Origin of the sequence: Thermococcus sp. 5-4 (assembly GCF_002197185.1) — an archaeon.
Taxonomy (GTDB): Archaea; Methanobacteriota_B; Thermococci; order Thermococcales; family Thermococcaceae; genus Thermococcus; species Thermococcus radiotolerans.
This window is the reverse complement of the sequence record NZ_CP021848.1, coordinates 83,754-107,164: the sequence shown is the minus strand read 5'-3', so window position 1 is coordinate 107,164 and position 23,411 is coordinate 83,754. Positions and strand designations below refer to the sequence as shown.

Below are 23,411 nucleotides of genomic sequence, written 5' to 3'. Positions count from 1 at the left end.
ACCGGTGATAAATAGCATGCTGGACTTAACAACCTTGCCCAATCAACTCTTATAAACCTCTAAAACCGAGTTGTCACCATGGGGTCAAGGCTCTCAAAGCTCTTCCTGCTCATCCCTCTGGCCTTCCTCGTGGTCTTCTTCTACGTCCCGTTAGTCAGTATTCTAAAAACCGGCCTCTGGGAGAACGGCCTCACCCTCAAACACCTCTCCGCCGTTCTGGCCAACGACTACCACAGGAGGGTCATCCTCTTCACGATAGGGCAGGCGATAGCCTCAACCCTCCTTACCCTGGCACTCGGCCTTCCGGGGGCGTACATATTCGCCAAGTACGACTTTCCGGGGAAGGGCACCATAAAGGCGGTCTTAACAGTCCCGTTCGTCATGCCCAGCGTGATGGTCGCATTGGGCTACATACTCCTCTTCGGAAAGAGCGGCTTCATAACCGGGCTCATCGGCCGCGATCTGGGCATAATCTACTCCTGGAAGGGCATTCTCCTCGCCCATGCCTTCTACAACTTCCCGATAGTTATCCGCATGGTCTCGTCGCTGTGGCAACGCGTAAACCCCCACTACGAGGAGGCCGCGATGGCACTCGGAGCCAAAGGCTGGACGCTCTTCAGGAAAGTTACCCTGCCGATGATCTCCCCGGCGATTTTTGCCTCCGCGATGCTCACCTTCGTGTTCTGCTTCCTGAGCTTCTCGATTCCGCTCATCATCGGCGGTTACCAGTACGCCACGATAGAGGTGGACATCTTCACCTCGATAATGGTGCTCCTTGACTTCAAGACCGGCTCGGCGCTGGCCATAATCCAGATAATCCTCAGCATGGGCTTCATGTACCTCTACCTGAGGGCGCTCGATGCCTACGCCAAGCGCGAGGAGCAGCGCGTGTTTAGAAGGCCCCGGCCCTTCACGAGGCGTGACTGGCTGAGCCTCAAGGGCCTGCTCGTTGGAATATACTCCCTAATCGTCTTCCTCTTCATAGTCTCCCCGCTACTGGCTGTCCTCTACGACTCCCTGCGCTTCAACGATGCCTGGAGCCTCGAATGGTACAGGAGAATATTCTCGACCGAGTACAACCCGATGTTCGGGGCGACAACGCTTGACGCGGTAAGGAACTCACTCACATTCGGTCTGGCGACGATATTCCTGTCTGTTCTCGTGGCACTTCCAATAGCCTACGCCCTCCACCGGTGGAACTTCAGGGGAAAGAGGCTCTTCGACGTCCTGGTGATGCTCCCGCTGGCTAGCTCTGCCATAACCCTCGGTCTGGGATACATAAGGGTCTTCCACACCACGCCCCTCTACTTCACCGCCTGGATAATCATAGCCGCCCACACCGTCATAGCTTATCCCTTCGTGCTCCGTGCCGTTTCAACGTCCCTGAAGAAGATACGGCCGAACCTCTGGGAGGCGGCGCTGAGCCTGGGAGCCAAGGAGTGGAAGGCCTTCCTGAGGGTGGAGCTTCCGCTGGCCCTGGGTGGAGTCATCGTTGGCGCGATATTCGCCTTCGCCATAAGCATAGCGGAGCTGGGAGCGACCTACATGCTGGCCAAACCAGAGTACACCACCATGACCGTGGCCATATACAAGTTCCTCGGGGCGAGGCAGTTCGGCTCGGCCTCGGCCCTGGCGGTTCTTCTTATGGCCGTCTCAACGCTCAGCTTCCTGATAATCGAGAGGGTAGGTGAGGAAGTATGGTGAGGGTGGAACTGAAGGGAGTCCTCAAGGAGTGGGAGGATTTCCGGCTTGAGATAAGCGAGCTCGACGTCAAGGACGGTGAGTTTCTCACGCTCCTCGGGCCGAGCGGCTGCGGAAAGACGACGACGCTGAGGATGATAGCGGGCTTTGAAAAGCCGGAGAGGGGAGAGATACTCTTCGACGGAAGGAGGGTGAACGATTTACCGCCCTACGAGCGCGGGATAGGCATAGTCTTCCAGGACTACGCGCTGTTTCCCCACATGACGGTCTTCAAGAACATCGCCTTCGGCCTTGAGATGAAGAGGCTTCCAAGGGCGGAGATAGAGAGGATGGTAAGGTGGGCGCTTGAGCTGGTCGGTCTGGAGGGCCTCGAAAACCGCTATCCGGAGCAGCTGAGCGGCGGCCAGCAGCAGCGTGTTGCCCTCGCGAGGGCCCTGGTCGTCGAGCCGGAGGTTCTTCTCCTCGACGAGCCCCTCAGCAACCTCGACGCCAAGATAAGGGAAAGGCTTAGGGGAGAGATAAAGAGAATCCAGCGCGAGCTCGGCATAACGACGATATACGTCACCCACGACCAGGAGGAGGCAATGGCAATAAGCGATAGAATTGCAGTCATGAACGTCGGCCACATTGAGCAGGTTGGAAAACCGCTGGAGCTCTACTACCGCCCAAAGACCGAGTTCGTGGCGCGCTTTCTGGGTTTGAGCAACATACTGGAGCTTAAAGCCGAGAACGGTAGGGCCTGCCTTGGAGGGCTGTGCTTCGACGTCGGAAGAAATGGGAAAGTGAGGGTATTCTTCAGGCCAGAAAGCGTCTACGTAAAACCCGGCGATACCGCTGAAATCATTGACTACGAACTCCTGCCCGGCAGGATAAGGCTGAGGCTCGGGGTTGGGGGTGAGGTAATCCTCGCGGAGCGCTTCCTCGACGAGCTGCCCTTCGGCGTTGAGGCGATGCCCGAGCGGGTAGATGTGGAGGTTAGGAGCTTCTCGGTGCTGGATTAGGCCATCCAAGTGCAATTTTTCTTTCGGCCTTTCTTCAACATTTTTCTGTCAAAAAAACCTTTAAAAAACTAAGTTATTAGCAAAAATCAGTCAATCCAAGGGGTGAAGCTCATGGGATGGTTCGAGAACTACTTCGAGTTTGAGAGGTACGGCACTGATATGAAGACCGAAGTGCTCGCAGGAATGACGACATTCATGACCATGGCGTACATTCTCTTCGTGAACCCGGCGATCCTCAGCGATGCCATGGGTAAGGAGGCCTTTAACTCGCTCGTCGCCGTCACGGCCCTCGCCGCGGGGCTTGCAACGATTCTCATGGGAATTTACGCCAAGAAGCCCTTCGCCCTCGCGCCGGGAATGGGACTGAACGCCTACTTCGCCTACAGCGTCGTCCTGGGTATGGGCTACGACTGGAGAGTAGCCCTCGCGGCGGTCTTCGTGGAGGGTCTGGTGTTCATAGTCCTCAGCGTTACCAAGGTGAGGAGCGCGATAATCCACGCGATACCCATAAGCCAGAAGTACGCGATCGGAGCAGGTATAGGTCTCTTCCTGACCTTCATAGGTCTCAACGACGTGGGTCTCCTCACGGCGGTCGTGAACGACGCTGGGGTGCTTCAGTTCACCGGTCTCAACACCTCCGCGCTGACCAGCGGGGAGATACTGCTCTTCTTCTTCGGCCTGTTTCTGACGATGATTCTCATCGCGCTCCGCGTCAAGGGCTCGCTGCTCATCTCCATCATAGTCACCAGCGTCATCGGCTGGATTACCGGTCTGGCCCCCTGGCCCGAGCACCTGTTCTCAACCCCTGACATCAGCTACACCTTCATGCAGATGGACCTTCAGGGTCTCCTCAACGTCGGTGCGATAGGAGTTATATTCGCCTTCTTCATGGTGGACTTCTTCGACACGCTGGGAACGGTTACGGGCCTGAGCGCCAAAGCTGGTTTCCTGACCAAGGAGGGCAAAGTCCCCGACGCCGAGAAGATACTCCTCACGGATGCAATAGGCACGACCGTCGGAGCCGTCCTCGGAACCTCAACGGTCACGACCTACATCGAGAGCGCGGCCGGAATAGAGGAGGGCGGAAGGACTGGAATGACGGCACTCGTCACCGGTCTGCTCTTCCTCGGCATAGGCCTCTTCATAGCACCGCTGGCGGGGGCGATTCCGGCCTTTGCAACAGCCCCGGCCCTCGTTATAGTGGGTTACTACATGCTCAGCGCCATCAAGGAAGTGAACTTCACGGACCACACCGAGGCGATTCCGGCCTTCCTCGTGCTCATAACCATACCTTACACGTACTCGATAGCCGACGGGATAGGCATAGGCTTCATCAGCTACACGATACTCAAGCTCTTCAGCGGCAGAAGGGAAGAGATACACCCGCTCATGTACGTTCTGTCCCTGATATTCGTGGCGTACTTCGCCTACCTCGGCGGGGTCTTCTGATTCCACTTTTCTTTATCATTCCAAAGAGAACAGCAAAAGTTTGAGAATCACTTGGACTCGGCGTTCTCGGCCAGCTTCTCCTTGATGAACTGCTTGAGGACGTAGGGACACTGCTCCTGTATGTACTGGGCGAACTCCCTTATCCTCTGTACGGTTATCTCGCTGACGTAGTGCTCGAACTGACAGGCGTCGTGCTCGGCTATCTCAGGCGGAATGCCGAGGATGTCAATGAAGAACTGCGTGAGGAGCAGGTGCTTTGAATACGTTGCCTCCGCTATATCCCTGCCCGCGTCAGTCAGCAGAATCCTATCGTACTTCTCGTACTCCACCAGACCCTTCTCAGAGAGCTTCTTCAGGGCATCGACGACGCTGGGCGGCTTGACGCGCATCATCTTGGCGATGTCCTTGACGCGGATGACCCCTTTGTTCTTGTGAAGGATGTACATGGTCTCGAGATATTCCTCTTCCCTCTTGCTTACCTCCAACGACCTCACCTGTCGTTAGGTTGACCAAAAATGTTTAAGTAGTTTTCGCACCACAGGAAACTTTGCCTGAGTGAAGTTTCATCAAGGTTAGTAGCTCTTTTCAAAGAGCGTTCTTTAGCAGCGTGATTCCTCCAAACCTAACTCCAGAAAAGTCTTCCTTCCTGCTGAACTACCAGAGAACAAGAGAGTGCACTACAAAAACTGCCCTTGGAACAGGGTTCAACTTTAAAACTCCGAAAGTTAGGTAGTTTCGCTCATATTCTGGCGTCCTTTGGACGCTTTGTGGAAAGTGAAACCCTATAATCTGACAGTTGAAGAGAGCCGATTGAAAACAGGCATTTTTAGAAGAGCACTCATTCTTTCCGTCAACGCTTCGTGGGAAGCGAAGCTTCCCGACGTGTTGAGACAAAAGTCTCAACATGCGAAGCAAAGGGTTGTTATGGCGGGCCGGACGGGATTCGAACCCGCGGCCACGGGGTTAAAAGCCCCGCGCTCTAACCAGGCTGAGCTACCGGCCCACGCCCGATGGGATAACGGCGGAGAGATTTTATAAGCTTTGCCCCGAAACTTTTGCCTGCGCAAAGTTTCATCAAAGTTTGTGATTCCTTCGTGGATTGCTGTTTGGGCGGGTTTTCACTTGAGTTGGCAGTTTTGATTGGGATTCATCATCTGGAAGATGCACTTCAATGGGTTCAAGCTTTTTAGCGCTCCTTTGGAGCGCGGGTTGAAGTCGAACCCGCTAAAAACGTCTTTTGACATGAATCCAACGTACAATTCAACCACTAAAACAAAAATCCACTAAGAACCCGACCACTCAAAAGGAATCACGACCTTTTGATCAAACTTTTCGCCAGAAAAGCAAACTTTGCTCTGCAAAGTTTGACCAAAATATTCCCTTTTTGTCAAGTTGGCTGGAACCTAACGCGTGCACTCTGGACTTACTGGGAACAAGGGTTTAACTTCGAAACAATCCATTAATCAGGTTTCACGATTATTCTGGCGTTCTTTGAACGCCTTGAGAGAGTGAAACGCTATTAGAGTGGCAATTGGAGCGTAAACCACTTAGAAGACAAGCATTTTTAGAATTGCACGCGCTCTTTCCGTCAACGCTTTCGTTAGAAAGGGTTGTATGGCGCCCGGGTCGGGATTTGAACCCGAGTCACGGGAGTGACAGTCCCGTATGATGGGCCTGGCTACACCACCCGGGCGTTTGAGTGGCCGGCGGCGTCCCCGGTTTCCCGTCCCCTCCCGGAGGACAGTACACCCGGGATCGCTGGCGGGCTTAACTTCCGGGGTCGAAACGAGACCGGGTGTGACCCCGCCGCTATGACCGCCGCACCGCTGTTAACCTTTCGAGTTGGGTTTATAAAGATTACGGTCGCCTCGGAGTCCACACTCACGCCCTGGCCCCCACAGAGTAGCCAAAGCTTTTTATACATGCAGAACACAAGTTAACAGCCGGACGCACCAGGAGGGTCAAGATGAACACCACTCTCCTAATGGTAGGCCAGGCCCTGAGCCTCTCGGCCAAGTTCGCCGTTTCGGCGGTACTTCTAATGGTCTACATACAGTCACGACGAAAATCCGCGTTCATCTGGGCCATCGCCTGGCTCGTGGCGGCCATGAGCATAGTGGCCGATGCCCTCGGGATTCTCCAGTTCGCCGCGTTGACCGAGGCGACGTCCTCCTCGCTGCTGTTCCTTGGCTCCCTGGTATTCCTCTCCGAGGAACTCGGGAAGAACCTCAGATACTCGGCCCTGTGGGCAGCCCCGCCCCTCATCGCAGCGGTCTACGGCATTTTCCTTGGAGATAACTGGAACTCGGTCGTTGGAATTCCCTACGGGGTTTCTGCCTTCTTTATAGTTCTCTCGGGTGTTCTAATCGTTGCCTCCATCGATCCGAAGTTCAAAAGCGCCAAGCGTGCGGCATTCGCCCTCGCCATCCTTGGGGCCCACAAGATGGATTACCCGTTCCTCAGGACCGTGACGTGGTTCGCACCGATGGGCTTCGCCATAGGCGCGGCATTGACCGTGGTCGCGGCGTACTTTATGGCCCGAATGGTGCTGTCCAGGGAGTTCATAAACCTCACGGGAACGATAAGGTTCGAGATAGACCCCGGCATCGAGCTCGTATCGAGCAGCGAGTACCGCAGGGTAAAGGAGGACCTCAAGGGCTACCCCGTGCTCGCGTTCATCAGGGAGCTGACTCCCCCAGACGAATGGAAGGCCTACTTCCTGACAAGTCTGCCCGGGAGGGACACGATAGCTCCAACGAACCTTCCCAGAATTCTGGAGCTCTCGGGGAGGTACCTCCGGGAGGCCGAGATGAGGGGAGTGACCGGCGTCGTGGTCATCGACGGGATAGAGTACCTTGTTATACACAACGGGATAACGGCCGTGACCAAGTTCCTCGGGACGCTCAGGGACCTCGTGATACTGAGGGATGGCAGGCTGGTAGTGGTGGTAGACGAAACCGCTCTGGAGAAAAAGGATTACTTGACCATAAAGCGCGTTCTCATCGGAGGGTAAACCCTATAAGAGAGGGGCCCAATTTTCAATGTGGTGATAATAATGGGACTCCTTGAGGACAAGGCCCTTGTTGAGGCTGCACTGTTCGTTTCTGGAAGGCCGCTGAGTGTGAAGGAGCTCTCAAGGGCTCTAGGAATAAGATCGCTAGACTACCTCGAAAAGCTCATCGAGCTTATAGCCGCAGAGTACGCCGAGAGAAAGAGCGCGATAGAAGTTGTGAGAGTCCTTGGGGACAAATACGTCATGCAGGTAAAGCAGGAGTACAGCCAGCGCGTCGTTCACCTCATGCCGAGACCTGACCTGAGAACTGGCGAACTGAAGACTCTGGCCCTTATAGCCTACCTCCAGCCGATAGAGCAGAGCAAGGTGGTGAAGCTCAGGGGAAGTCAGGCGTACGAGCACATAAGGAAGCTCCTCGAGATGGGGCTGATATACGCCGAGCCGTACGAGAGGACGAAGCTCCTCGGAACGACTCCAAAATTCGCCGAGCTCTACGGCTTCCCCGAGAACGACCCCAACATCATAAAGGAGGCGTTCAAGAAGGTCGTTCACGCCGAGTACAGCGACCTCATAGCGAAGCTCGAGGGCAAAGGGGATGGCGAAGAATCTCAAGAACCCCAGGAGATTGAAGTGGAGACCTCTATGGAGGGCGAAGAGTAATTCCTTGGCCCTTCAGTCACTCAATTTTCCTTCAGAGGAGGAAATCGCCCTTCCTTTCTGAAAATTGGCCCCTTGGACCGAGTTTGGAGAAAGGTTTAAATAGTCCGAGCTATCATTACCATTAAGGTGAGTGTTATGGGAGTGTTAACGAAGGAGCAGATTATTGAGATGATCGAGGGGCAGAAGGGCCTCTCGAGGGATGAAATCGAGAAGAGAATATCGGAGATAGCCTCCCGCGAGGGAATCTCCGAGCACGCGGCGGCGTTGATGCTTGCCGAGGAGCTCGGGGTGAATCTTGAGGGCAAGGAGGAGCTCCTCCACATAGCAGACTTGGTTCCGGGAATGACCGGCGTTAACGTCGTGGCGAGGATTCTGAGGAAGTACCCGCCCAGGGAGTACCAGAAGAAGGACGGCTCCACCGGACAGGTGGCCAACGTGATAATATACGATGCCACCGGAAAGACGAGACTCGTTCTGTGGGACGGCCTCGTGACCAAATATTACAACGAACTCAATGCGGGAGACCTCATCAAGATAATCGACCCCAGCGTCAGGGAGGGCCGGAACGGCGTCGAGCTGCACGCCAACTTCAGGACTAGGATAATCCTCAACCCGGAAGACCCGCGCGCCGGGGAGATACCCCCGATCGAGGAGGTCAGGAGTTACAACTATCAGCGGAGAAAGATAGGTGAGCTGATGGGAGGCGAGCGGTTCATTGAGGTTCGCGGGACGATTGCGAGGCTCTACCGCGTTACCGTCTACGACGCCTGCCCGCAGTGCAGGAGGAAGGTCGACTACGACCCCGCAACGAACAGCTGGGTATGCCCGGAGCACGGCGAGGTTCAGCCGGTTAAGATAACGATAGTGGACTTCGGCCTCGACGATTCCACGGGATACATAAGGACAACGCTCTTCGGAGACGATGCGGCCGAGCTGGTGGGCAAGGATCCAGAGGAGATAGCCGAGAAGCTCAGGGAGCTCGTCGAGAACGGCCTGACGCTCAGGGAAGCCGGAAGGAAGCTGGCAGAGGAGGAGTACTACTATCTGCTCGGCAGGGAGGTAATCGTCAGGGGCAACGTCGTGGACGACAAGTTCCTCGGGCTCATCCTGAAGGCCTTTGGATGGGACGAGGTTGACCCGAAGCGCGAGATCGCCAGGGTGAGGGCCGAGCTGAAGGAGGTCCTCAAGGATTTGGTGTGAGGTGTTGACGATGGAGGAAGTTAGGTTCAGGCGCAGGAAGCCAGCCGTCGAGAGAAAGATTGGGGAGATAAGGGAGGACGACACCAGGGTTTCGCTCATCGGGAAGGCCTTCAAGGTCGACAAGATGGATTACACCTTCTGGCTCGACGACGGAACGGGTGTCATACTCATCGAGAGCGAGGAGAACGTTCTTCCCGAGAACGGGCAGATCGTCAGGGTCATCGGAAGGGTCATCAGGAACGAAGAGGGGATGCACATCTATGGCGAGGTCGTCCAGGACTTCAGCAATGCAGACTTGGATGCACTGGAAGAGATCAGGGAGCTTGAGAGGAAGGTCCTGCCCAAAGTCGAGGGCATCATAGAGTTCTTCGGAGGTGAGGGACTATGAAGAAGCGCCTTCCAGCGAGCAGGGTCTACATCAAGGACATCATAGACGGCTACTACGTCAAGAGCGAGGGCGACTTCGAGCCAAACTACCTGATAACGAAAGATGCCAGAAAGGTCTACCGCGTTAAGGTCGTCGCCACGGTCGTCAGAGACCCCATGATGAGCGAGGACGAGAGCTACGGAAGGTTCCAGATTGACGACGGCACCGGAACGATGTGGGTCTTCGGTTTCAGGGAGAACACCCGCTTCATAAACCTCGTGAAGAAGGGCGACCTGGTTCAGATTATCGGAAAGGTTGGGGAATGGCGCGACGACAAACAGATACTCGTCGAGGGCATAGCGAAGGTCGAGCCGAACATGTGGATACTCCACCGCTTCGAAACGCTGAAGGAGAAGGCCGAGCACGCCAAGAAGGCCAAGATAGCCTTCGAGATATACGACCGCTACGGGATAACCGCCAAGGCCAAGGTCATAGCCAAGAACAAGGGCGTAAGCGAGGACATGCTCATGACCATAGACGAGCTCTACACCATGATGCTCGAACAGAGGAGCACCGAGGAAGCCCTCTTCGAGGAGGAGGTCGTCGAGGAGGAACCCAAGGCAGAGAACCCGGAGCTTGAGAAGGCCAAGAAGGCCGTCCTCGACCTGCTCCGCGAGAAGGGCAAAGCACTATCGCACAAATTCATAATCAAGAAGCTCTCGAAGGAGATCGATGAGGAGCTTATCGAGGAAGCGATAACCCAGCTCCTAGCGGAGGGCGAGATATACGAGCCGGAGATCGGCTACTACGAGCCGCTTTGAGGCTCCTATCTTTTTTCTGAAAAAAGAGAAAAGCTAGTACTGCTCCCTCATCGTCCTTATGACCGGGTCATGGATCAGTGTTGAGGTTATGCTGTCCACCATGCGGAAGAACTCGTCGCGTCCCTTTTCGAGCGGCATGTTCTCCAGGCCTATCAGCTCGCATTTTCTCCCGAGTATCCACTTGCCGAGCACTATCTTCTCCCTGTCCCCCTTCCTGGCGTCTATCCTCGCCAGACCGTAGGGAATGTCGGCCGTCCACCAGTTGGCCTTAAAGGTAACGCGCCAGCCCGCATCCTCAACGGCTTCCACGAGTTTTTCAAGGGTCTTTGCAGGCCCGTAGGGCGTTTTAAATGTGATGACAGTCCACAGCTCCTCGGATTCGAGGTTTCTCACGAGCTCATCCTTAAACTCCATACCTCCACCTCCTCACACTATCGCGGCTATTATGAATGCCATGACGGCCAGGAAGATGCTCACCTTGAACAGCTTCTGGGCCCTGTGTGCCGATTCCCTGTCCTGGTTCTTAAGTATAATGTACGCGGCGTAGAGTATGATCAGGTCAACCGGCACCATTGCGTAATAACCGAGGCCGACACCGGCCCTCACCGGCAGGAACGAGGCCACCACAGTCAGAACGGCAAAGAGGGCCCCGATGTAAGCCGCCTTCTTCTCGCCCCATATTATTGGAAGCGTTCTGGCGCCCTTGGCAACGTCGCCCTCAACGTCCTCGATGTCCTTTATAACCTCCCTGGCAACGTTTACCAGAAAGGCACAGAGCGCGAGGTAGCCGGCCAGGCCGATGTGTTCAACGGCGAGGGCTCCGTAGAGCGGCGTCGCACCGGTGAGGCCAGCAACTACGAGGTTCCCTATGAACGGGAGTGGCTTGAGCTTCCAGGCATAGAGAATCATCGCGGCGTAGGCGATAATCGCCAGGATGAACGCCCGGATGTTTATGAGGTACGCAAGAGCCAGGCCGACCGCTAGCAGGAGCAGTGAGTAGTAGAGGGCGGTTTTTCTGCCCATCGCGCCCCTGGGAAGGGGCCTCTCGGGCCGGTTGATTTTATCTATCTCGTAGTCGAAGTAGTCGTTTATCGTGTTGCCCCCCGCGCAGCCGAGGGTGACGACCAGAAAGACCAGAACCGCCGTGGCCAGGTCCGGAAAGTGTCCAACCGCGACTATCGAACCCAGAACACCCACTACTCCGGCAAGAACGCAGTTGTGGGGCCTGGTTATCTCCACAAAGGCTTTGAGTTCCATTAGGGACACCTAATTCGATTAGGTTATTGCCTTAAAAATCTTTGCTAGAGCTCCTCCCTCCGGAGAAGGCCAAGCTCCTCGCCCGTCTCAAGCACCCTTATCCTGCCAAAGCGGAGCTCAACCGCTCTACCAACTTCCTCAGGGGGGAGGGGCGTCAGAACCTGTGCTTTCATCTCGCCGAAGTTTATCCACTTGAGTATCCCTACGCCTAGGCAGAGTCCGTTTCCGTCGATGAAGCCCACCAAGAGGTTGCTCAGCCTCTCAAAATCGACCGCATGGATTACCGAGCGGCCGTACTGCCTGGGATCGGGCTCGACATCGGCCTTGACAACGACGTACCGCTCGCCCCTCCAGCCGGCTATGACGAGCCACCTAAAGAGCGCCGAGAGAAGGTCCCTCTCCTCATGAGTCAACGGCCTGCCCCTGAAGAGCTCCGTTCCGGTGGGAACAGTCTTCGAGAGGTCGACCTCGACGAGCGAGGCGTTCGAGAAGTAGGCCCTCCACTTCTCCCTCCGGACTTCCCTGCGCTCACCCCTCGAATGCTCCCTCGCCTTTTCGCTGACAGACAACGTTGCTACTTCCCCGTAGGGGGAGAGAAGCCTCCGCAGGTGGGAGAGCTCGTCGTTCCTCTCGAGGAAAACGATGAGCTCTGGTTTCACGAGCTCGGCCTTGAGGCGCTTCATCTCGATGCCCGGACCGGTGACGAAGCCGGTCGTGTCTATGAGGACCACGTCGGCTTCCTCTGAAGCCATGTCGGTCAGCCTCTTAACCCCGACGGCCATCTCTCCCGTGTAACTCCCGGGGGTTATGGTGCCTATGAAGTAGTGGGCATATGCCTGAAGTTCACCAATTGACTCAAAGGGACCCTCGGGAAAGGCGAGGCTTATCGTGGCGGGGGGAAGGATACCCTTCTGGCCGACGTCGCTGTCAACCACCGCAACCCTGAGACCCTCATCAATGAGCCGATTGGCTAGAAACGTTAGCAACGTCGTCTTCCCACTGTCGGTGGCGCCTATCAGCATGACCTTTGCAGGTCTCTCCAAGCTAAGTATCCGCTCAAGGAGCTCAAACCTGTCCGGCGGAACGTCCTCCGTGTAGGTCGCTTTGTTCATGTGAGTTCCTAGGAGGCTGGAATTAAAAAGCTAACTTTTGGAAAGACTTATAAGAGTGGTAGTGGCCATAATCCATGGAACCAAAAAATTTGACATAAGACTTAAAAATAGTTGGCTTAATAAAGCTGTAAACGCTAATCTTGCAAAAGGAGGTTTCGGAGATGGAAGGGAGGTCAACTCTTACCCCAAGGCAGATAAGGCTGCTCAGGAAGTTCTACGAGGAAGGAAAGACTATAGAGGTGCACACCGTCGAGAAGACCCAGGACGAGCTTGCGGAGGAGCTTGGAATCACCAGACAGGCCCTCAGCAATCATCTCAAGGTGCTTAAAGAACTCGGCTACATAAGGACCGGAAGGGGCTTCATAGACCTCACGGACAAGGCCCTCGACCTTCTCGGCGAGAAGAAGGGCGACGTCTTCGTCTTCGTGAAGATAGAGCCCACCAAGAGAAAGCACGTCTACGAGCACATCAAGGAGCTCAAGATAAAGAAGATATACCGCGTCACCGGCGACATAGACCTCATCATCGAGGCCGACAAGACGAAGCTCGACGATATCCTCGAGGAGATAGCCTCACTCGACGGCGTCAAGGAGACCATCACCCACATCGTCCTCGAAGTCCTCTGACTTCGTCTCCGCGGAGGGCCGCTTCCTGCCCTCTTTAAGCTTCTTCTCCATGAGCTTCCTCAACTCAAGGAGGTTCTTCCCGAACTTGGCGGATATTGGAACAAAGGTCTCGGGCACCTCGCTGTAGGGAACGCCGAACTTCTCGGCTAGAAAGTTTATCGTCCTCTGGAGGTTCCTTATCTTGTCCATCTTGTTGACCGCGACTATCACCGGGATTCCCAGCTCCCGGAGGAAGGCATAGAACTCCACATCTATCGGTATCTCCCCGCGCTTCTCCCAGCGCTCTATTATCTCCGGGGCTGCTTTGCCGTCAACCACCAGAACCGCCAGCTCGATGTCATCGGCGTTGTCCTCGATGAAGTGGACTATCTCGTCCTTGATCCTCTCCTGCTTCGCCTTTGGAACGCCGCTCATGAAGCCGAAGCCGGGCATGTCCACAACCAGCTTTCCGCGCCAGTTTATCTCCACGGGCTTCCTCGTGACTCCGGGCCTCTTGCCCCTCTTGACCCACTTGCCGGTCAGGCGAAAGATGAGCGTGCTCTTGCCAACGTTCGAACGTCCCACGAATATTATCATCCCTCTCACCGTAAGCGATGAAGTTCTTTCGCCTTATAAGCCTTGGCGGAAAAGTTAAGTAGGCGAAGGGATAAGTCCCAACGGTGGTGTTTTATGGTAGAGGGTGGCGAAACCAAGGCCAACCAGCTCATCAACAAATTCGTCATATCCCTGACGGACGGAAAGATACTGGGCTTTGTGACCGACATAAACGTCGAGGTTGAGGGTGACCAGTTCTACTTCATCCTCAAGATGAAGGAAGTGGAGAACCTAGGAAAGGGCCAGAGCATGTTCTCCAGCGAGAAGAAGCTCAAGATAAGGCCGAGCGATATAGTCAACGTTGGGCCGGACGTTATAATCCTCGGGAACGGCAAAGTCCCGCCGCTCAGGGAGATAGAGAGGCTGAACCAGATAGCGGAGGAGTACAACTCCCTGGTTAGGGAGCTCGAGGCCAAGGAGAGGCTCATCGAGAAGCTCAAGGAGGAGAACTACGAGCTGACGAAGAAGCTCGATGAGATACAGAGAGAACTGAGAAAGCTCCAGGTGATGAAGGAGGACTTCGAGCACCTCAAGGAGCAGCTCGTCAGGCAGGAGGGACAGCTCGAGATGGCCAAGGACTACATAAGGCTCTTAGAGGGACTCAGACACGACATCGACAAGATAAAGGACGATGTGGACAAGCTCATCCAGACACAGCTGGAAGAAGTGGTCAGGGCGATAATCAACGAGGAGCTGAACGCAAGGGGATTAAAGAAGACGAGCTTCATTTAACCGAAGAGCTGCGTTCCAAAGGCGTGAAGGAGTATCTCAAGGGCAACCAAGATGAGCGTAACCGCTATGACGCCCCTCGGGCTTATCTTTATCGCCCTGGTGTCCTCGTCGAAGAACCTCATGAGACCGGCACCGGTTGGCGGAAGCGTTGTTCTTTCTTTTGCCATTCATCTCACCCCTCAAGGAGTGCCTACGGGCGCTAAGGTATAAAAAAGTTTTGATTGAGGGTTCTCCTCTGAAGACGTGCTGAATTTTTACAAGTTTTTCCTTCTTGAATAGCAAGTTAATTCGGTCACAATCTTTATATATGATAAAGTCAATGTCCACACAGCAGGTTCTGTCTGGGTGAATCTAAAGCGGAGCGCCCGGAAGCAAGCGACCATTTTCACCCAGCGGCGCTCTCTCTGGCAAGAACATATGAAATTTATTTGATACATGGGAGGTGTTCGTATGGCGATGTTCCTCGTCACCCACCGCTATTCAGATGAAGAGAGCATCGAAGCAACCAAGGAAGCTGCCGATTTCTTCAAACGGCTGCCCCTCACTGGCGATGTTGAGTTCCTCGCCTCCTACAATTTCGTCGGCGGAAGCTACACGATATGGCGGGCCAAGGACAGAGAAGCCCTCGAAGAGTACATGAAAACAATAGATGCCCCAACCTTCCACAAGAACATGGAGATCACCGAAATAGTCCAGAGCTACCCTCCAACGGTTGAGTACACCGTCAGGCTCTGGGAGATGCTGTACCACATGAGCGGCGGCTGACCTTCCATTTTATTTTTAGAGGAAACTTTTTAAACACCAAACCACAGCGCTCACTGGATAAGGGGTTTACCCAATGAATCCCGCTAATGACATAGGAGGTGGGAGGAAATGGCGACCTTTAAGCTCGTTATATCCAACCCTAAGAACGGCATAGCCAGACAGGTTGAGATAAGCGGCGAAGGAGCCGAGAAGCTCATAGGAAAGCGCATAGGAGAGGAGATTCCCGCGAGCGAGCTCGGACTCAACCTCACCGAGATCTTCGGGGAGGAGATTCCGGGCAACGTCAAGCTCAGGATAACCGGTGGTACCGACAAGGACGGCTTCGCCATGAGGCCCGACGTCCACGGCCCGAGGAGGGTCAAGATCCTCGTTTCGAAGGGCCCTGGCTTCAGGCCGAAGGAGAGGGGCGAGAGGAGGAAGAAGACCGTCAGGGGCAACACCATCAGCCCCGAGATCGTCCAGATCAACATGAAGCTCGTCTTCTGAGCTTCCTCCTTTCCCCAAACTTATCGCTTTTCTGTCCCGCTCAAGTTCTCCCCATCGAGGTAACCTTAATAAACCGGCCAACGCTCTAAATTTAGGGGTGAGAGAAGATGGCAAAGAAGAAGGAGTTTAGACAGGCCGAGGTTAACATCGGAATGGTTGGTCACGTTGATCACGGTAAAACAACCCTCACAAAGGCTTTAACCGGAATCTGGACTGACACCCACAGCGAGGAGCTGAGAAGGGGAATCACAATCAAGATAGGCTTCGCCGATGCGGAGATAAGGAAGTGCCCGAGCTGCGGCAGGTACTCCAACTCGCCAGTCTGCCCGTACTGCGGCGCCGAGACCGATTTCGAGAGGCGCGTTTCGTTCATAGACGCCCCCGGCCACGAGGCGCTCATGACAACGATGCTCGCAGGTGCCTCCCTCATGGACGGTGCCGTTCTCGTCATAGCAGCAAACGAGGGTGTCATGCCCCAGACCAGGGAGCACCTCATGGCGCTTCAGATAGTCGGCAACAGGAACATAGTCATAGCCCTCAACAAGATTGAGCTTGTGGACAAGGAGAAGGTCATCGAGAGGTACCACGAGATAAAGGAGTTCGTCAAGGGGACGGTTGCTGAGAACGCCCCGATAATCCCGATTTCGGCCCTTCACGGCGCGAACGTTGACGTTCTCCTCGCGGCGATAGAAGAGTTCATACCAACCCCGAAGCACGACCTCAAAAAGCCGCCCAAGATGCTGGTTCTCAGGAGCTTCGACGTCAACAAGCCGGGAACCAAGCCCGAGAAGCTCGTCGGTGGCGTCATCGGCGGTTCGATAATCCAGGGCAAGCTCAAGGTCGGCGACGAGATAGAGATTCGCCCGGGTGTCCCCTACGAGGACCACGGCAGGATAAAGTACGAGCCGATAACCACCGAGATAACCTCCCTCCAGGCCGGAGGAAAGTTCGTGGACGAGGCCTATCCTGGAGGACTCGTCGGAGTTGGAACCAAGCTCGACCCGTACCTCACCAAGGGCGACCTGATGGCCGGAAACGTCGTTGGAAAGCCCGGAAAGCTCCCACCGGTTTGGGACGAGCTCAGGCTTGAGGTTCACCTCCTTGAGCGCGTTGTAGGAACCGAAGAGGAGCTCAAGGTCGAGCCGATAAAGAGGCGCGAGGTTCTCCTCCTCAACGTCGGAACGGCCAGAACTATGGGTCTCGTCACGGGGCTCGGCAGGGACGAGGTCGAGCTCAAGCTCCAGATACCCATCTGCGCCGAGGTCGGCGACAGGGTCGCCATCAGCAGGCAGGTCGGCTCAAGATGGCGCCTCATAGGCTACGGCTTCATAAGGGAGTGAGCCCTCTTCTTTTCCATTAACTTTCGGTGAGGCAGATGCCTGAAAGACGGGAATGGCTGGTGATTCCGGACACGAACTTTCTCCTGGTTCCGGGACAGTTCGGTGTCGACATAATCGGCGAACTTAACAGAGTTCTCGACGTGAGGTTCAGAATAGCCGTTCCGAACGCCGTCCTCCAGGAGCTGGAGGTCATAGAGAGGAAGTCCCGCGGAAAGGACCTAATGGCCATTAGAATGGCTAAAAAGCTCGTGGAGAGGTTTGAGGTCGTTGAAATAGGCCGCTTTGGTGAGAGGCCCATAGACGACCAGATCTTCGACTTCGCGGTCAAGAACGAGCGGGTAATAGTCTGCACCAACGACAAGGGACTGAAGAGACGCCTCCGCGAGAGGGGAATCCCGGTCGTCTACCTCCGCTCGAAGAAGATACTCGAGCTCGAGGGCATGCTGGAGTGAAAACCTTAAAACACCCTCTTCTCCACGTCCTTGGGTGGAAAAGATGTACACGGAGGAAGAACTGCTGGGCGAGATTAGGGAACTCCTCGGCGACGAGGAGCTCTACGGGCTCTACGAGAGGGCCTTCATGGAGTACCACTACTACTTCGAGACGACCAACTACATCGTGCTGAACGTCTACGGCTTCAACGACCACGGGCCAATTCACGTTCTGCTCACGACCAGGCGCGCACTGGAGCTTCTGAACATCATTAGGAAGTTCGGAATCCAGACTACGGCTGAGAAGCTCGGTAAGCCCTTCCGCTGGAGCAAGTTCATAGTGGCCTTCGGAGCACTGTTCCACGACACCGGGAACATGATACACAGGATAAACCACTACGGGTTCAGCGTTCTCCTGGCGGAGCCGATAATAGACGCCCTCGTGAGGGAGTTCGGAACGGATGACCCTCTCCTCCTCAAGGCGCTCACCCTGAACGCCATCTACACCCATGATGAGGCGGTTCCGTGCACCACCATAGAGGGCTCGCTCGTTACGATAGCGGACGGCTGCGACATGGAAGCTGGAAGGAGCAGGCTCGTCCACAAGAGGGACAAGGTCGACATCCACGCCGTCTCGGCCCTGGCCATCGAGAGGGTGGAGATAAGGGAAGGGGACGAGGAGCAGCCGATACTCATCGAGATATGGATGAAGCACCCCGCCGGAATCTTCCAGGTGGACGAGATACTGACGAAGAAGGTCAAGAGCTCCCTCCTGGGCGGGAGGGTCAGGCTCAGGATACACACCGGCACCGAGGTAATGGAGAAGGTTATTTAACCCTCCACCGTTTCTTTATCCATGCTCCTCGATGCGTACCGCGACCTGAAGTACCTCCTCAACAGGGGCTACCGGAAGAAGTACGCCCTCGAGTTCGTGGCCAACCACTACAGGCTGACAAAGGGTGAGCGCTACCTCCTGGCCAGGTGCGTGTTCTCGGACGAATGGATAGATGAGGTAGGAAGAAAGCTCCTAATGCCGGAAGAGCTCAGGGGCAAGGTTATTGGGATAGACGGCTTCAACGTCCTAATAACACTCGAATCGCTCCTCGAAGGAAGAGCTATACTCTGCGAGGACGGGCTAGTGAGGGACTTGAAGTACCAGGGAAAGTACCGGCTCAACGAAGGCACGGAGCGGCTCCTCAGCGACCTCGCCCGCGCCCTCGGGGGGCTGGGCGTTGAAAAGGCCGTGTTCTTCTACGGCTCGGCGGTTCCAAAGAGCGGGGAGGTGAAGGGGCTGACAGAGAAAGCCCTCATCCGGGAGGGGGTCAACTCCGAGGTGAGGCTCGTCAAAAGCCCCGACTTCGAGCTCAAGGCCTTCGAAACAGTCGCAACTGCCGACATCGGAATCATATCAAAGGTTCCCCACGTCTTCGACCTGGCAGCGTACGTGGGAAGACTCGCCGGATGGGAGGCTGGCGATCTCTTTGAACTCCTGGGAAAAGCGTATTCAGAGAGGTATTAACATTCAGATGGCCCTTTTAGAGCTACAAAGACGTTTGAAGCCTTGGAAAATTTTTAATACATTCGTGTACAAGGTAGGTGTATATTTCGCAGTACCCGCTTTTCTTTTTTTGGCGGGTGATGGAGGAGATTCGTATGAAGGGAACCGGGGCAATCTTGCTGGCCTTTCTGATTGTGGGGATAGTCATCGCCAGCGGCTGTATGGGCGGCGGAACGACTACAAGCTCCTCATCACTAACCACCTCCGCCGGTGCCTCGTCAACTTCAACGTCTTCAACACCTTCCGAAACGAGCAGTTCAAGCCCCTCACCGAGCACCACATCCACCTCGGTGCAGACGACAACGACCACCCAGGAGCAGACAACCACAACCACTTCATCCGTGGAAACGACCACGACGACCTCCACCCCGACGGAGGAAGCGTACTGGGCCCATCCCTGGGAATACGCACCCATCGAAGTCAACGGGGAGAGGTACATCATAACGTACTATAAGTACGACTACAAGGTACAGCCCGACCAGAACTCCCCGACCTACGAGTATATCGTCGAGAAGAGCGTTGAGAAGACCAAGGTTCACGTCTACGGAATGACCGTAACCGGAAGCAAAATAGACTACAAAGAGCACGATGCGTACGCCTACACTACCGTCGTGACGCCCGTTAAGGCCGCATCACTAAAGGACAAGCTCACAATCACTGTGTGGTTCGTCTTCAACAGGAGCGAGGCGTTCCTCTATCCCTGGGACGTTCTCTGGATAAGTTACCTATCCCCAACCTCACGGGACAGGGAGTTCGTCGGAATACAGGTTCAGTACGGAGACAGAACGTTCCTCCTCACCAGCCCAGCGCCCTACAGAAACGACCTCCTGCCCTACTTCGAGGGGGATAAGGACATACTGAGCGACATAAACGAGGACATGACCTACCTGTACATGGGGTGGATGGCCACCCTGCACTTTGGAATCTGGTACGCGTGGGAGAACAAGAACGTGCTCATCCCGCAGAGCGGCGTATGGAGCGATATGCAGGGGCACAGCTGGGCATGGAACACCAAACCCGACGGAACCGCGTCGTTCTCGGGAATCACCTTCAAACTCGTTGATTTCGAGTGGAAATACCAGGGTTCACCGGAGGGCGTTTCGATGGACGGGAAGGGCAAGTTCTCGCCATACCTTCCGCTCCTAGTAGAGGGAGACGGCCACTACTCCTACAGCGACCCCAAGACAGGGGAGAAGACCGTCATATACGCGTACTTCAAGCTCGAGGACCTCAGGCTGGAGAAGGTGAGTTCATGAGGCGTTTCGTTTTTGTCCTCCTTCTTTCCCTCATCGTGATAGCGAGTGCATGCGTGGGTTCCCAGGGCGGAACATCAACCTCCCCCACGACGTCAAGCGAGCCGTCGACGAGTCAGCCCGAAACTACTACGACCCCTGAACCATCAACCTGGGACATGAAAATAGTCTGGAGTGCCGACACTGGGGGAATACCATTCATGGACATGAGCCCGGACGGAAGCCTCTCGGCGGCCATAGAGTGGGACCGCGGTCGTCTGTACCTGGTCAAGCCGGACGGGAGCAACACGACCCTGAACCTCAGGAGGGATGAGGGCGAAATAGTGCCGGTGGTTTCGGGCGTGGTAGTGGTCGGAGACCAGGCCTGGGTTCTGGCGTCGTACGGAGGATTCGCGGGGATAAGAATCTTTTCCTGGAACGGTCTTGCCGGCGAGGAGAGACACGGCGGACCGGGAGCCGTTGCCGACTACATGCTCCGCTCACCGAGCGGAAACCACGTCTGCTATCTGGTGACGGTATCCCCCACGGAGCAGGAGCTCCACTGTGACGGGGAAAAAGTCACGCTCACCCCCGACGATTACGACCTCAAGTCCGTCTCGGACTCCGGGCTCGTCGTTCTGTCGGAAAAGGACCGTGCGTTCGTTTTCAAGGACGGGGGAAGAATCCTGACGTTCAACACGAGCAGGGTACTCGCTTACCGCGATAAACTGCTGGTGAGCGAGAACGGAAAGCTGAGGATTTTCTCCGAGGACGGAAAGTTACTGGCCGAGGGGAGCTACCCATTCGACCAGACGATACTGCTCAAGTGGACTCTGATCCCCACTGGAAGATACCTGCTCTGGCACGAGTCCTTTGGGGACACCCACGTCCTCACGTGGGACCTCACGGACGTCGGAATCCTGCCGGGCTTCCCGTACTTCGCAAACGAGAACTTCGCCGTTACCTCGAAGGATGGCGTAATCCACTGCTACTCGCTGAAGGACCTCCACGAGGTCTTCAGCGTGAAGGTTCCCGGCGATTCGCTCGGATACATAAAACTGAGCGACGACGGGATGGTCATGCTTGTCTCGGGGGAGACCGGGGGGTTCTGGCTTTACACTGCAGAAAATGTCACGTTTAAATATGATAAAAACCAATAAACTGTGGAGGAGGAGGTCAACATGAAAAGTAGGAGTTTGGCATTGTTTTTGGTTCTTGTTGTCCTAATGGGCGTAGTGGCAAGCGGCTGTCTCGGTGGCGGGGGAGAGGAGAAAACCTCCCCCAGTGAAACGTATCAGGAGAGTAGTGGGGAGACGCATGAGACCAGCAGCAGCCCAAGCGGGGGAGGAGAGTCCGGGGTTTCAACCTGGATGACTCCCTGGGACGCCTACAACCCAGTCCAGATTAACGGCCAGAGCTACTACATTAACTACATAAAGTACACGTTCACCGTCAAGAGTTCCGAGGGGGAGCGCTCCTACGAGGTGATAAAGCAGAGGGGCTACGTGAAGGCTCACATATACTCCGACGACAACGGAAAGAAGGACCTGGGGGAGTACAACCTCTTCGCCTACTACGGGAAGATAACCCCGTTGAACGACCCCGACATGAACGGGCCGCTCGAGTACCTCATACTCATAAAGGAGAGAACGAAGGACACCGACGCCTACTTCCTCACCCCCTTCCCGGACTTCGGGGCCATGATGTCGGGAACAACCGCGGTCATCGAGGCATCGTACGGCGGCAACTACTTCTACTGGAGCAACCCCGCGGCGATAGGCAAGTACTCGGAGCTCCCGTACACCGAGGGGGATTTCGAAACCATCATGGGTGGCATATCGGGCTCCACAATCCAGGGCTGGATGGCGATGGTGAGTTCCGCCGCCTGGAGCGGGCTTGAGGAGCACGACCTATCAAAACCGGACGAGTACAGTTTCTCGTTCATGGGTATTGGGTACAACTACAAGATCGAGCCGGATGGAACCGTGAGCTTCGGAGGAAAGAGCTTCAAGGTGAGCAACGTCGAATGGAGCTGGACCTTCGGAAACGTTAAGGGCCAGGGAAAGGCCAAGATAGCGCCGGAGCTGCCGATACCCGTGGAGACCGAGGGAACGTTCAGCCAGATGGGCGGCGAGAGCTACTACTCAAAGCTGAATCTGGAGGACCTAAAGTTATCGAAGGAGTTTGAGGGAATAAACGTCGAGATAGAGCAGAGCACATCCCCAGGGGAAACCGGAACTTCCACGGAAACCCAAACGGAGACTCCAACCTCAACTGAAACGCCGGGCGAAGGTTTATCGGACAACTGGCAGCTCGCCTGGGACGCGAGTAAACCCATAACCATAAACGGCGAGGAGTACGTTGTGAAGGAGGTAACCTTCGATGCGGACTACCATGTCTCCGGCGGCTCTCACGTCCGTATGCTCATCAGAAAAGGCTACTACGAAACTAAACTCAACGGAGAGGACGTTTATGCCCTCTACGCCATCCTCAACATCGGTGGGGAGACCTACAACTACACGGTCTACGTTGAGCCGGACTACCTCGACGAGTACACCTCGGGAATCCTGTGGGTTCCGGCAGTTTACGACATGATCAACGGCCCGGACTGGGTTAAGATCGAGGTGACCGGACCGAGCTGCCACTATTCAATGGACGATTCGGGGAACATGGAGGGCGACTACAACTGTGGCTACATAAGCGACGACTTCCAGCAGTACAACATGGTGTGGAGTTACCCAACAGGCTTCTACGGCGGAATCTACGGGGACGTGCTCACCTACGTAACCTTAACCAGCAACGGACAGGGTTACACAGTTGAGCCAGGAGACGATGTATCCCTAGCGGGCATGGAGTTCAAGACGTACAGGGTAACATGGAACGGCGTCGTCCAGGGTGGGCTGGCCCAAGCCAACGGAGGCACGATAGTTGCACCGGAGCTTCCGTTCCCCGTTGAGGTAACCGCCTCGCTCACCATGCCCGGAGGCGGGGCCATATACGTCCATGCAAAGCTTATCGATATAAAGCTCGAAGAGGCCAGCTAGTAAGCAAACTTTAAATCTTTTC

The 23,411-nt window shown here is 55.4% G+C and carries 25 protein-coding genes, 2 tRNA genes and 1 rRNA gene; 19 read left to right on the top strand and 9 right to left on the bottom strand.

Translation table 11 applies throughout. From position 1 onward, the window contains the following. Positions 1–78: 78 nt before the first annotated feature. The 3 genes from CDI07_RS00605 (at position 79) to CDI07_RS00595 (ending at position 4,151) form a co-directional block, all read left to right on the top strand. Positions 79–1,704, top strand: coding sequence for an iron ABC transporter permease (locus CDI07_RS00605; protein WP_088179766.1), 1,626 nt, complete (start codon positions 79–81; stop codon positions 1,702–1,704). Next, entirely contained in the window at positions 1,698–2,702 is a 1,005-nt protein-coding gene (locus tag CDI07_RS00600; RefSeq protein ID WP_088179765.1) for an ABC transporter ATP-binding protein, read from the top strand. Before CDI07_RS00605 ends, CDI07_RS00600 begins: the two co-directional genes overlap by 7 nt. A 111-nt stretch (positions 2,703–2,813) precedes the next feature. Next, positions 2,814–4,151, top strand: a complete 1,338-nt coding sequence (locus CDI07_RS00595) for an NCS2 family permease (protein WP_088179764.1) — start codon at positions 2,814–2,816, stop codon at positions 4,149–4,151. Positions 4,152–4,198: 47 nt separating this feature from the next. Here the strand turns inward: CDI07_RS00595 and CDI07_RS00590 are convergent, their stop codons facing one another. From CDI07_RS00590 to rrf, 4 genes are all read right to left on the bottom strand, one after another. After that, the gene (locus tag CDI07_RS00590) at positions 4,199–4,636 is read right to left on the bottom strand and encodes a metal-dependent transcriptional regulator (RefSeq protein WP_088179763.1); all 438 of its coding nucleotides are present in this window, start codon (positions 4,634–4,636) and stop codon (positions 4,199–4,201) included. 440 nt (positions 4,637–5,076) lie between these two features. Continuing rightward, positions 5,077–5,154 (bottom strand) — tRNA-Lys (locus CDI07_RS00585). A 612-nt stretch (positions 5,155–5,766) separates the two neighbouring features. Then, positions 5,767–5,844 (bottom strand) — tRNA-Asp (locus CDI07_RS00580). 8 nt (positions 5,845–5,852) lie between these two features. Then, positions 5,853–5,974: ribosomal RNA gene (gene rrf, locus CDI07_RS00575) — 5S ribosomal RNA — on the bottom strand. Positions 5,975–6,117: 143 nt separating this feature from the next. Between rrf and CDI07_RS00570 the strand changes: the two genes are divergently transcribed. The 5 genes from CDI07_RS00570 (at position 6,118) to CDI07_RS00550 (ending at position 10,212) form a co-directional block, all read left to right on the top strand. Next, a complete protein-coding gene (locus CDI07_RS00570; RefSeq protein WP_088179762.1) occupies positions 6,118–7,164 on the top strand; it encodes a DUF835 domain-containing protein in 1,047 nt (348 codons plus the stop codon). Between the two features lie 42 nt (positions 7,165–7,206). Next, positions 7,207–7,824: an SMC-Scp complex subunit ScpB gene (scpB, locus tag CDI07_RS00565; protein WP_088179761.1), complete on the top strand. Its 618-nt coding sequence runs from the start codon at positions 7,207–7,209 to the stop codon at positions 7,822–7,824. A 135-nt stretch (positions 7,825–7,959) separates the two neighbouring features. After that, positions 7,960–9,024 carry an OB-fold nucleic acid binding domain-containing protein gene (locus tag CDI07_RS00560; protein ID WP_088179760.1) on the top strand — a complete coding sequence of 355 codons (1,065 nt, stop codon included), beginning with the start codon at positions 7,960–7,962 and terminating at the stop codon, positions 9,022–9,024. A gap of 10 nt (positions 9,025–9,034) precedes the next feature. Next, a complete protein-coding gene (locus CDI07_RS00555) occupies positions 9,035–9,412 on the top strand; it encodes a replication protein RepA (RefSeq protein WP_088179759.1) in 378 nt (125 codons plus the stop codon). After that, the gene (locus tag CDI07_RS00550; RefSeq protein WP_088179758.1) at positions 9,409–10,212 is read left to right on the top strand and encodes an OB-fold nucleic acid binding domain-containing protein; all 804 of its coding nucleotides are present in this window, start codon (positions 9,409–9,411) and stop codon (positions 10,210–10,212) included. The genes CDI07_RS00555 and CDI07_RS00550 overlap by 4 nt, the downstream gene beginning before the upstream one ends. Positions 10,213–10,245: 33 nt before the next feature. Here CDI07_RS00550 and CDI07_RS00545 read toward each other — a convergent pair whose 3' ends face one another. The 3 genes from CDI07_RS00545 to CDI07_RS00535 are packed head-to-tail and all read right to left on the bottom strand — an operon-like array spanning position 10,246 to position 12,581. Continuing rightward, positions 10,246–10,626 carry a ribonucleoside-triphosphate reductase gene (locus CDI07_RS00545; protein ID WP_088179757.1) on the bottom strand — a complete coding sequence of 127 codons (381 nt, stop codon included), beginning with the start codon at positions 10,624–10,626 and terminating at the stop codon, positions 10,246–10,248. A gap of 12 nt (positions 10,627–10,638) precedes the next feature. Continuing rightward, complete coding sequence (locus tag CDI07_RS00540) at positions 10,639–11,469, bottom strand: geranylgeranylglycerol-phosphate geranylgeranyltransferase (protein ID WP_088179756.1); 831 nt, start codon at positions 11,467–11,469, stop codon at positions 10,639–10,641. Between the two features lie 44 nt (positions 11,470–11,513). Beyond that, the gene (locus tag CDI07_RS00535; protein ID WP_088179755.1) at positions 11,514–12,581 is read right to left on the bottom strand and encodes a Clp1/GlmU family protein; all 1,068 of its coding nucleotides are present in this window, start codon (positions 12,579–12,581) and stop codon (positions 11,514–11,516) included. Between the two features lie 161 nt (positions 12,582–12,742). On the opposite strand from CDI07_RS00535, the gene CDI07_RS00530 reads away from it, so the two are divergent. Beyond that, positions 12,743–13,207 (top strand): Lrp/AsnC family transcriptional regulator, encoded by a 465-nt coding sequence (locus CDI07_RS00530; protein WP_088179754.1) that lies wholly within the window; start codon positions 12,743–12,745, stop codon positions 13,205–13,207. On the opposite strand, the gene engB is transcribed toward CDI07_RS00530, so the two are convergent. Next, positions 13,154–13,783, bottom strand: coding sequence for a GTP-binding protein EngB (gene engB, locus CDI07_RS00525; RefSeq protein ID WP_088179753.1), 630 nt, complete (start codon positions 13,781–13,783; stop codon positions 13,154–13,156). The genes CDI07_RS00530 and engB overlap by 54 nt on opposite strands. A 93-nt stretch (positions 13,784–13,876) precedes the next feature. On the opposite strand from engB, the gene CDI07_RS00520 reads away from it, so the two are divergent. Continuing rightward, positions 13,877–14,533 carry a hypothetical protein gene (locus tag CDI07_RS00520; RefSeq protein ID WP_088179752.1) on the top strand — a complete coding sequence of 219 codons (657 nt, stop codon included), beginning with the start codon at positions 13,877–13,879 and terminating at the stop codon, positions 14,531–14,533. Here CDI07_RS00520 and CDI07_RS00515 read toward each other — a convergent pair. After that, on the bottom strand, positions 14,530–14,700 hold the full coding sequence (locus tag CDI07_RS00515) for a preprotein translocase subunit Sec61beta (RefSeq protein ID WP_088179751.1): 171 nt from the start codon (positions 14,698–14,700) through the stop codon (positions 14,530–14,532). The two genes, CDI07_RS00520 and CDI07_RS00515, sit on opposite strands and share 4 nt — an antisense overlap. A gap of 283 nt (positions 14,701–14,983) precedes the next feature. Between CDI07_RS00515 and CDI07_RS00510 the strand changes: the two genes are divergently transcribed. The 9 genes from CDI07_RS00510 (at position 14,984) to CDI07_RS00465 (ending at position 23,389) form a co-directional block, all read left to right on the top strand. Then, on the top strand, positions 14,984–15,298 hold the full coding sequence (locus tag CDI07_RS00510) for a hypothetical protein (RefSeq protein WP_088179750.1): 315 nt from the start codon (positions 14,984–14,986) through the stop codon (positions 15,296–15,298). Between the two features lie 108 nt (positions 15,299–15,406). After that, positions 15,407–15,784, top strand: a complete 378-nt coding sequence (locus CDI07_RS00505; RefSeq protein WP_088179749.1) for a 30S ribosomal protein S6e — start codon at positions 15,407–15,409, stop codon at positions 15,782–15,784. Between the two features lie 107 nt (positions 15,785–15,891). After that, entirely contained in the window at positions 15,892–17,124 is a 1,233-nt protein-coding gene (eif2g, locus tag CDI07_RS00500; protein WP_088179748.1) for a translation initiation factor IF-2 subunit gamma, read from the top strand. 35 nt (positions 17,125–17,159) lie between these two features. Continuing rightward, complete coding sequence (locus tag CDI07_RS00495; RefSeq protein ID WP_088179747.1) at positions 17,160–17,576, top strand: PIN domain-containing protein; 417 nt, start codon at positions 17,160–17,162, stop codon at positions 17,574–17,576. Positions 17,577–17,619: 43 nt separating this feature from the next. Further along, positions 17,620–18,390 carry a metal-dependent phosphohydrolase gene (locus CDI07_RS00490; protein WP_088179746.1) on the top strand — a complete coding sequence of 257 codons (771 nt, stop codon included), beginning with the start codon at positions 17,620–17,622 and terminating at the stop codon, positions 18,388–18,390. A gap of 21 nt (positions 18,391–18,411) precedes the next feature. Then, on the top strand, positions 18,412–19,074 hold the full coding sequence (locus tag CDI07_RS00485) for a DUF434 domain-containing protein (protein ID WP_088179745.1): 663 nt from the start codon (positions 18,412–18,414) through the stop codon (positions 19,072–19,074). A gap of 119 nt (positions 19,075–19,193) precedes the next feature. Then, the gene (locus CDI07_RS00475; RefSeq protein WP_145954963.1) at positions 19,194–20,369 is read left to right on the top strand and encodes a hypothetical protein; all 1,176 of its coding nucleotides are present in this window, start codon (positions 19,194–19,196) and stop codon (positions 20,367–20,369) included. Continuing rightward, positions 20,366–21,505, top strand: coding sequence for a hypothetical protein (locus tag CDI07_RS00470; protein WP_088179742.1), 1,140 nt, complete (start codon positions 20,366–20,368; stop codon positions 21,503–21,505). The genes CDI07_RS00475 and CDI07_RS00470 overlap by 4 nt, the downstream gene beginning before the upstream one ends. A 21-nt stretch (positions 21,506–21,526) precedes the next feature. Beyond that, complete coding sequence (locus tag CDI07_RS00465; RefSeq protein WP_088179741.1) at positions 21,527–23,389, top strand: hypothetical protein; 1,863 nt, start codon at positions 21,527–21,529, stop codon at positions 23,387–23,389. Positions 23,390–23,411: the final 22 nt, after the last annotated feature.

Coding starts and splice junctions, on each gene's coding strand:
- CDI07_RS00605 (WP_088179766.1), top strand. CDS start 79: ATGGGGTCAAGGCTCTCAAAGCTCTTCCTGCTCATCCCTCTGGCCTTC.
- CDI07_RS00600 (WP_088179765.1), top strand. CDS start 1,698: ATGGTGAGGGTGGAACTGAAGGGAGTCCTCAAGGAGTGGGAGGATTTC.
- CDI07_RS00595 (WP_088179764.1), top strand. CDS start 2,814: ATGGGATGGTTCGAGAACTACTTCGAGTTTGAGAGGTACGGCACTGAT.
- CDI07_RS00570 (WP_088179762.1), top strand. CDS start 6,118: ATGAACACCACTCTCCTAATGGTAGGCCAGGCCCTGAGCCTCTCGGCC.
- scpB (WP_088179761.1), top strand. CDS start 7,207: ATGGGACTCCTTGAGGACAAGGCCCTTGTTGAGGCTGCACTGTTCGTT.
- CDI07_RS00560 (WP_088179760.1), top strand. CDS start 7,960: ATGGGAGTGTTAACGAAGGAGCAGATTATTGAGATGATCGAGGGGCAG.
- CDI07_RS00555 (WP_088179759.1), top strand. CDS start 9,035: ATGGAGGAAGTTAGGTTCAGGCGCAGGAAGCCAGCCGTCGAGAGAAAG.
- CDI07_RS00550 (WP_088179758.1), top strand. CDS start 9,409: ATGAAGAAGCGCCTTCCAGCGAGCAGGGTCTACATCAAGGACATCATA.
- CDI07_RS00545 (WP_088179757.1), bottom strand. CDS start 10,626: ATGGAGTTTAAGGATGAGCTCGTGAGAAACCTCGAATCCGAGGAGCTG.
- CDI07_RS00540 (WP_088179756.1), bottom strand. CDS start 11,469: ATGGAACTCAAAGCCTTTGTGGAGATAACCAGGCCCCACAACTGCGTT.
- CDI07_RS00535 (WP_088179755.1), bottom strand. CDS start 12,581: ATGAACAAAGCGACCTACACGGAGGACGTTCCGCCGGACAGGTTTGAG.
- CDI07_RS00530 (WP_088179754.1), top strand. CDS start 12,743: ATGGAAGGGAGGTCAACTCTTACCCCAAGGCAGATAAGGCTGCTCAGG.
- engB (WP_088179753.1), bottom strand. CDS start 13,783: ATGATAATATTCGTGGGACGTTCGAACGTTGGCAAGAGCACGCTCATC.
- CDI07_RS00520 (WP_088179752.1), top strand. CDS start 13,877: ATGGTAGAGGGTGGCGAAACCAAGGCCAACCAGCTCATCAACAAATTC.
- CDI07_RS00515 (WP_088179751.1), bottom strand. CDS start 14,700: ATGGCAAAAGAAAGAACAACGCTTCCGCCAACCGGTGCCGGTCTCATG.
- CDI07_RS00510 (WP_088179750.1), top strand. CDS start 14,984: ATGGCGATGTTCCTCGTCACCCACCGCTATTCAGATGAAGAGAGCATC.
- CDI07_RS00505 (WP_088179749.1), top strand. CDS start 15,407: ATGGCGACCTTTAAGCTCGTTATATCCAACCCTAAGAACGGCATAGCC.
- eif2g (WP_088179748.1), top strand. CDS start 15,892: ATGGCAAAGAAGAAGGAGTTTAGACAGGCCGAGGTTAACATCGGAATG.
- CDI07_RS00495 (WP_088179747.1), top strand. CDS start 17,160: ATGCCTGAAAGACGGGAATGGCTGGTGATTCCGGACACGAACTTTCTC.
- CDI07_RS00490 (WP_088179746.1), top strand. CDS start 17,620: ATGTACACGGAGGAAGAACTGCTGGGCGAGATTAGGGAACTCCTCGGC.
- CDI07_RS00485 (WP_088179745.1), top strand. CDS start 18,412: ATGCTCCTCGATGCGTACCGCGACCTGAAGTACCTCCTCAACAGGGGC.
- CDI07_RS00475 (WP_145954963.1), top strand. CDS start 19,194: ATGGAGGAGATTCGTATGAAGGGAACCGGGGCAATCTTGCTGGCCTTT.
- CDI07_RS00470 (WP_088179742.1), top strand. CDS start 20,366: ATGAGGCGTTTCGTTTTTGTCCTCCTTCTTTCCCTCATCGTGATAGCG.
- CDI07_RS00465 (WP_088179741.1), top strand. CDS start 21,527: ATGAAAAGTAGGAGTTTGGCATTGTTTTTGGTTCTTGTTGTCCTAATG.